The sequence below is a fragment of the Massilia sp. AB1 genome, from assembly GCF_018119385.1.
In the GTDB taxonomy this organism is placed as follows: domain Bacteria; phylum Pseudomonadota; class Gammaproteobacteria; order Burkholderiales; family Burkholderiaceae_D; genus Telluria.
Genome location: NZ_JAGKSG010000088.1, coordinates 1 through 7,138, shown reverse-complemented (window position 1 = coordinate 7,138; position 7,138 = coordinate 1). Strand labels below are relative to the sequence as shown.

Annotated in this window: 6 protein-coding genes and 1 pseudogene; 5 read left to right on the top strand and 2 right to left on the bottom strand. The window is 65.2% G+C overall.

Going from position 1 to position 7,138, the window contains the following annotated elements:
* Positions 1-474, bottom strand: a pseudogene (locus tag J8847_RS23740) (hypothetical protein); the annotation flags it as partial.
* A gap of 343 nt (positions 475-817) precedes the next feature.
* Positions 818-2,083 (bottom strand): sigma-54 dependent transcriptional regulator, encoded by a 1,266-nt coding sequence (locus J8847_RS23735; protein ID WP_229429993.1) that lies wholly within the window; start codon positions 2,081-2,083, stop codon positions 818-820.
* 395 nt (positions 2,084-2,478) lie between these two features.
* Between J8847_RS23735 and ubiE the strand changes: the two genes are divergently transcribed.
* From ubiE to J8847_RS23710, 5 genes are all read left to right on the top strand, one after another.
* Positions 2,479-3,213: a bifunctional demethylmenaquinone methyltransferase/2-methoxy-6-polyprenyl-1,4-benzoquinol methylase UbiE gene (ubiE, locus tag J8847_RS23730; RefSeq protein ID WP_211527152.1), complete on the top strand. Its 735-nt coding sequence runs from the start codon at positions 2,479-2,481 to the stop codon at positions 3,211-3,213.
* Positions 3,214-3,223: 10 nt separating this feature from the next.
* Positions 3,224-4,198, top strand: coding sequence for a Tim44 domain-containing protein (locus J8847_RS23725; RefSeq protein WP_211527151.1), 975 nt, complete (start codon positions 3,224-3,226; stop codon positions 4,196-4,198).
* A gap of 107 nt (positions 4,199-4,305) precedes the next feature.
* Complete coding sequence (locus J8847_RS23720) at positions 4,306-4,965, top strand: SCP2 domain-containing protein (protein ID WP_211527150.1); 660 nt, start codon at positions 4,306-4,308, stop codon at positions 4,963-4,965.
* Positions 4,962-6,539 carry a ubiquinone biosynthesis regulatory protein kinase UbiB gene (gene ubiB / locus J8847_RS23715; RefSeq protein WP_211527149.1) on the top strand — a complete coding sequence of 526 codons (1,578 nt, stop codon included), beginning with the start codon at positions 4,962-4,964 and terminating at the stop codon, positions 6,537-6,539. The genes J8847_RS23720 and ubiB overlap by 4 nt, the downstream gene beginning before the upstream one ends.
* Positions 6,529-7,128, top strand: coding sequence for a methyltransferase domain-containing protein (locus J8847_RS23710; RefSeq protein WP_211527148.1), 600 nt, complete (start codon positions 6,529-6,531; stop codon positions 7,126-7,128). Before ubiB ends, J8847_RS23710 begins: the two co-directional genes overlap by 11 nt.
* The last annotated feature ends 10 nt before the right edge of the window (positions 7,129-7,138 follow it).

The following is a 7,138-nucleotide window of genomic DNA, read 5'->3' as shown; positions in this document are numbered from 1 at the left end:
AGCGCCGCCATCGCCGCCGGCGCGGCCATTCGCGCCCATGGCGTCTCCGCTCGTGCCGCCGGCGCTGCCGTTCGCATTGCCGCCCGTGGCATTGCCGCCTTCCGCGGCACGCCCATCGCCGCCGGCGGCGTTGCGGTTGTTGTCGGCCATGTTGCCGATCTGGCGGACGTCGTTGCTCACGTCGCCCTGGAGGGTCGCGTTGGCGTTGACGTTCGAGGTGTTGAAGGAATTGGCGGTGGTTGCGTTGGCTTCGCCGCCGTTGTTGGCAGCCGCTGCAGCCCGGGCGGTGGCTTCCGCGCTGCCCTGGCTACGGTTCTGGTTGGACCTGTTGATGTTGCCGGAACTATCGCGCTCAATCCGGGTTTGAGATTGCAGGTTGTCCCCGCCGACAGGACCAGCAGAGTTGTTCCCCTCCTGTGCATGTGCCACGCTGAATGCCAGTGCGATCGCGGTCGCCAATATTGTGCGCTTCATCTGTTACTCCCCTTGTGTCACCGAAAGTTGAAATGCCCGGCGTTCCATGCACCGGTCCACTTTGGTGACTAGCAGTTTGTGTGCCAGCCAGCTGGGGAGTTGCAAGTGTTTGATAAATCGGTGAATTTTTATGCCTGGCAAGTTTGTAGGACTCAATTGATGGGGCGTTTCAACATCTTGGCAAAAGGGTGTCGCAAGGCTGTTACAAAGTACCGGGAAGTGTCACCGACTGTATCAAGTCCTGGGCGCAGGGCAGAGTGCAAGCCAAGGGACACACCGAAAGCAGCACCTGGATGCTTGCTTTCAGTGTGTAGGAGATGAAGAGGGGAAGGGCGAGGCGGATTCAGGGGGCGATGGCGTGCTTGGCCATCAGCCGGTACAGCGTCATGCGAGACACGCCGAGGTCGCGCGCGGCCTGGGTGATGTTGTTGCCGCATTTGGCCAGGCTGTTCGAGATGGCGATGCGCTCGGCACTGCCGCGCGAGGTGTCGAGGCCGTCTCGCAGGATGATGGCGCTGTCCTGGAGCGCCAGCTCGAGGTCTTCCGGCATGATCAGGCGTTTTTCGGCGAGCACCATGGCGCGCCGCATGCGGTTGATCAACTCGCGGATGTTGCCGGGCCAGTCATGCTGGGCCATGGCGCGCAGCGCCTGCTTGCTGATGCCCTTGAGCTGAGGGCTTTTTTCGTCGGCAAATTTATTGAAGATGGACTCGGTCAGCAGGGGCAGGTCGTCCTTGCGCTCGCGCAGCGGGGGCACCCGGATCGGAAAGACGCTCAGGCGGTAATACAGGTCCTCGCGAAAGCGGCCCTTGGCCACGGCCTGGGGCAAGTCCACGTGGGTAGCGGCAATCACGCGCGCGTCGACCGCCACCGTGCGCGTGCTGCCAACGCGGTAGATGGTGCGCTCCTGCAGGAAGCGCAGCAGGCTGGCTTGCAGGTCGAGCGGCAGGTCGCCGATCTCGTCCAGGAAGATGCTGCCGCCAGATGCCGCTTCGAGCAGGCCCGGCTTGGCTTTCGCCGCGCCGGTGAAGGCGCCGCGCTCGTAGCCGAACAGTTCGGAGTGGATCAGCGAAGGCGGGATGGCCGCGCAATTGATTGCGATGAAAGGCCCGGCGGCGCGCGGCGACTGCGCGTGGACTTCCTGCGCCGCCAGTTCCTTGCCGCTGCCGCTCTCGCCCGAGATCAGCACCGGCGCATCGACTGCGGCAATCTTGTCGATGTGGGCGCGCAGGCGCTGGATCGCCACCGACTGGCCGTCGATGTGGCGTCCCTTGTCCGTGCGCGCCAATGATGGGCTGGGCCGGGTCAGCATCGCCATGCCGTGCGCGTGCCCGAGCGAATGCTGCAGGCGCAGTTTGTCGACCGGACTGGTGTGAAAATCGCACAAGTGGGTGGCGATGGCCTGGCGCAATTGAGGACGATGCAACAGGTCGGGACCGAACACCCCTATCCAGCGCACGCGGTGGTGTTCTTGCAGGAAGCGCTCGGTGTCGTCGTGTTCGAGACTGCTGTCGCCGTCGAGCAGCAGTCCGACCGAATAATGCTGCTGTGCCAGCACCCTGTGCGCGGCGTGGATGCCCTCGACCGTACACACGTCCCAGCCCTGCAAATCTCCGCAAGCCTTTTGTACACCCGCGATTCCCTCGGTGGTGATGCATAAGAGTCGTTTGACCGGCACAGTAACCTCATTGTTATTGGTTATTAATGGTCAAGCTGGAGACCTTGTCCGCCGATCTCGCATGGCTTCGCATGACGAGTTCCGGTGGTATGCCACGGAGCTTTGCGGCGCGTTTTGTTAACGGATATTTAACCAGAAACTGCTACCTTTCGGCGCACAAAAAGTTGTCGAGTTGGGAATCTGCATCGGAAAAATTCCTACAAGAATCAAGTCTTTACCGCATTTTCTTATTGTGGTACTGCCGCTCGGCCGCCCGGCCAGGGCGCGATAGCCGGGGGACGACGCGGCTGCTTGTATAATGCGGCAACACCAACCCGCATGCAGCTATGACCAAATCCACCCATTTCGGCTACAAGACCGTGGCCGAGGACCAGAAGGTCCAGGAAGTCGCCAAGGTTTTCCATTCGGTCGCCTCCAAGTACGACGTCATGAACGACCTGATGTCGGGCGGACTGCACCGCATCTGGAAGGCCTTCACCATCGCCCAGGCCGGCGTGCGCCCGGGCTTCAAGGTGCTCGACATCGCCGGCGGCACGGGCGACCTGGCTAAGGCCTTCGCCAGGCAGGCCGGCCATACCGGCGAGGTCTGGCTCACCGACATCAACGAATCGATGCTGCGCGTCGGCCGCGACCGTCTATTGAATAAAGGTCTAGTCACCCCCACCTTGCTGTGTGACGCAGAGAAACTGCCTTTCCCGGACAACTACTTCGACCGGGTGAGCGTGGCCTTCGGCCTGCGCAACATGACGCACAAGGACCAGGCGCTGGCGGAAATGCGCCGCGTGCTGAAGCCGGGCGGCAAGCTGCTGGTGCTGGAGTTCTCGAAGGTGATCGCGCCGCTGCAGAAGCCCTACGATGTGTATTCGTTCTCGGTGCTGCCGTGGCTGGGACAAAAGATCGCCGGCGACGCCGATAGCTATCGCTATCTGGCGGAGTCGATCCGCATGCACCCCGACCAGGAAACCCTGAAAGGGATGATGCTCGATGCGGGACTGGAGCGGGTCCAGTATTTCAACCTGACGGCGGGTGTGGCCGCATTGCACACTGGTATTAAACTCTAGGAAGAACGAGATGAAAAAATTCTTGGTCACGATGATGTTGGCCGTCACTGCGGTGTCGATGATCGCGGAAGCCACCGCGCGCCCGATGGGCGGCAAGCGCTCCTTCGGCCGCCAGTCGCAGGCCGTGCGCCAGATGCCCGCTCCGGCTCCGGCCCCGAGCCCGGCCTTCCAGCGCGCGCCTAACGCCGCGCCCGCCGCTGCCGCCGGCGCGACCGGCGCCGCCGCCGCCGCGGCCGCCAAGAAGCCGAGCATGTGGAAGGGCATCCTGGGCGGCGCGCTGCTGGGCCTGGGCCTGGGCGCGCTGCTGTCGCACTTCGGCATCGGCGGTGCGCTCGCCAGCGTGATCTCCTCGGTCCTGATGATCGGCCTGCTGATCCTGGCCGTGATGTTCATCGTGCGCATGTTCCGCCGCAAGGACACCCCGGCCAACCCGGCCTTCGCGAATGCCGGCTACGGCGCGGCCCAGCCTGCGCAAGCCGGGGCGGTGTCCACGCCGGAAATCGGCTCGGGTCTGCGCCAGGGCGCCTATCAACCCTCGGCCTTCCAGGGCCAGCAGAACCAGGGCGGCGTGATGCTCGACAAGGGCGGCGCAAGCCACAACCAGTGGGGCGTGCCGGGCGACTTCGACCAGGAAGCCTTCCTGCGCCAGGCCAAGTCGTCCTTCATCCGCCTGCAGGCGGCATGGGACCGCGGCGACACCAACGACCTGCGCGAATTCACCTCGCCGGAAGTGTTCGCCGAGCTGAAGATGCAGATCCAGGAACGCAATGGCGTGGCCGACTACACCGACGTGGTCTCCGTCGACGCCCAGCTGCTGGGTATCGAGACCAGCGGCAACGATTACCTGGCGAGCGTGCAGTTCAACGCCATGATCCGCACCGCGCCGAACGCGCCGGCCGAACCGCTGGTCGAGGTGTGGAACCTGTCCAAGCCGCTGGCGGGCACGGGCGGCTGGGTGCTGGCAGGTATCCAGCAGGTAGCGTAATTATTTTCAGTAAAGCTCCCGTGCTGCCGGGTACGATCCCGGCAAACTGGTAAGATCGAGACCGCCCGCTTTCCCCGGGCGGTTTTTTTTATTTAGAGCACTTTTTTATGTTCCCGAGTTCCCCCCAACAGGCGCTGGCCATGCCCGCGCTGGCCGCGATCAACCACCTGCTGGCCCAGGAGGCCTGGGCGCGCGCGGCGCTGGCGCGCCATGCCGGCAAGGAAGCCTGTATTGACACCGGCCACCTGCAGCTGCGCATGCTCGTGGCGGCCGACGGCATGCTGGAAGCGAGCCGCGGCGAGGGGCCTGCCGGGGTGACCATCCGCGTCAAGCTGACCGACCTGCCGCTCATCGCCCAGGACCGCTCGCGCGCGCTGTCCTATGTGAAGATCGAAGGCGATGCGGAATTCGCGAACACGATCTCGCAACTGGCCAACGGCCTGCGCTGGGATGCCGAGCACGACCTGGAGCGGGTGATCGGGCCGCTGGGCGCCCACCGCGTGGCGTCTGGCGCGCGCCAGGCCGTCCAGCTGGCCAGCGGCGCCGGCCGCCGCCTGGCCGAGAACCTCGCCGAATTCCTGGCGGAAGAGCGACCGGTGCTGGTGCGCCCGGCCATGCGCGAGGAATTCGCCGCCGAGGTGGTGCGCCTGCGCGACGACGTCGAACGCACCGCCAAGCGCATTGCCCGACTCGAACAGCGGCTGGCGCACCACGAGAGCGCCAGCGCGCCGCGCGTAATTACGGACCTGACTTCGGACCGCCGATGATATTGAAATTCCTGCGCCTGCTGCGCATCCTCGCTGTATTCACCAAATACGGCCTCGACGAGATCGCCGTCACCAGCATCAACGCGCCGCGCACCGCGCGCCTGATGAGCACCTTCTTCTTCTGGCGCCGCATCACCTCGCCGCGCGCGATCCGTTTGCGCCAGGCGCTGGAGGAGCTCGGCCCCATCTTCGTGAAGTTCGGCCAGGTGCTGTCGACCCGGCGCGACCTGATGCCCCAGGATATCGCCGACGAGCTGGCCTTGCTGCAGGACCGGGTGCCGCCTTTCGATTCCAACCTGGCCATCGCCCAGATCACGCGTTCGCTCGGCGCCCATCCGGACCAGCTGTTCGCCCATTTCGAGCGCGAGCCGGTGGCCTCGGCCTCGATCGCCCAGGTGCACTTCGCGCGCCTCAAGAACGGCAAGGACGTCGCGGTCAAGGTGCTGCGTCCGGGCATGAAGAAGCTGATCGACGAAGACATCGCCCTGATGCACATGGCCGCCAGCCTGATCGAGCGCGTGTGGGGCGAGGCGCGCCGCCTCAAGCCGCGCGAAGTCGTGGGCGAATTCGACAAATACCTGCACGACGAGCTGGACCTGATGCGCGAAGCGGCCAACGCGGCCCAGCTGCGCCGCAACTTCGCCAACTCGACCCTCTTGATGGTGCCCGAGATGTACTGGGACTATTGCTCCAGCAGCGTGATCGTGATGGAGCGCATGCGCGGCATCCCGGTGTCGCAGATCGACCGCCTGGCGGCCGAGGGCGTGGACCTGAAAAAACTGTCGAGCGACGGCGTGGAGATCTTCTTCACCCAGGTGTTCCGCGACGGCTTCTTCCATGCCGATATGCACCCGGGGAACATCCTGGTCTCGATCGAGAAGGAGACCTTCGGCCGCTACATCGCGCTCGACTTCGGCATCGTCGGCACCCTGAACGACTTCGACAAGGACTACCTGTCGCAGAACTTCCTGGCCTTCTTCCGCCGCGACTACAAGCGCGTGGCCGAAGCCCACATCGAATCCGGTTGGGCGCCGCCGGCCACCCGCGTCGACGAACTGGAGTCCGCCGTGCGCGCCTGCTGCGAGCCGATCTTCGACCGGCCGCTGAAGGACATCTCCTTCGGCCAGATCCTGCTGCGCCTGTTCCAGACTTCGCGCCGCTTCAACGTCGAGGTCCAGCCGCAGCTGGTGTTGCTGCAGAAGACCCTGCTCAACATCGAAGGCCTGGGGCGCCAGCTCGACCCTGACCTGGACCTGTGGAAAACCGCCAAGCCCTACCTGGAGCGCTGGATGTCCGAACAGGTCGGCTGGCAGGGCTTCGTGGAGCGCCTGCGCGCCGAAGCGCCGCGCTACGCCCACATCTTCCCGCAGTTCCCGCGCCTGCTGCACCAGGCCCTGGCGCGCGAGACCCATCCGCACCTGGCCGGTCCGAACGTCGCCCAGTCCGACCTGCTTGCGATGCTGGTGATGCAGCAGCGCCGCACCAACCGTCTGCTGGGCGTGCTGGCCTTCCTGCTGGGCGGATCCGGCATCGTGGCGCTCGGCTTCTACCTGCTGCAGGTGCATGGCGCCTGACTTTTCCAACCGCGATCCGCTCCAGCCCGGGTTCTGGGACGAGCGCTTCGCGCGCGGCTTCACGCCCTGGGACCGGGGTTCTGTTCCTGCCGAGATGCGGCGCTTCGTCGCCGGCTGCGCACAGCCGCTGACGGTCCTGATCCCCGGCTGCGGCAGCGGCTATGAACTGGCCTGGCTGATGGAGCGGGGCTGGATGGCCACCGCCATCGATTTCTCGCCCGAGGCCGTGGCCCGCGCGAAGCGGGTGGCGGGACAGTGGGCCGAACGGGTGCTGGAAGCGGATTTTTTCGCCTGGGAACCCGAGCGGCCGCTGGACATGGTCTACGAATGCGCCTTCCTGTGCGCGATGCCGCCCGCCATGTGGCCGCGCATCGCGGCGCGCTGGGCGGAGCTTCTGGCGCCAGGGGCGCTGCTGGCGGGTTTCTTTTACTTCGACGAGAAGCCCAAGGGGCCGCCTTTCGGGATCGCCCGCGAGCGGCTCGAGGAACTCCTGGCCTCGCACTTCGAGTGCATCGAGGACAGGGCAGTGCAGGACTCGATTCCCGTCTTCGCCGGCAAGGAACGCTGGATGGCCTGGCGCCGCAGCTAGGCGCCAAAAG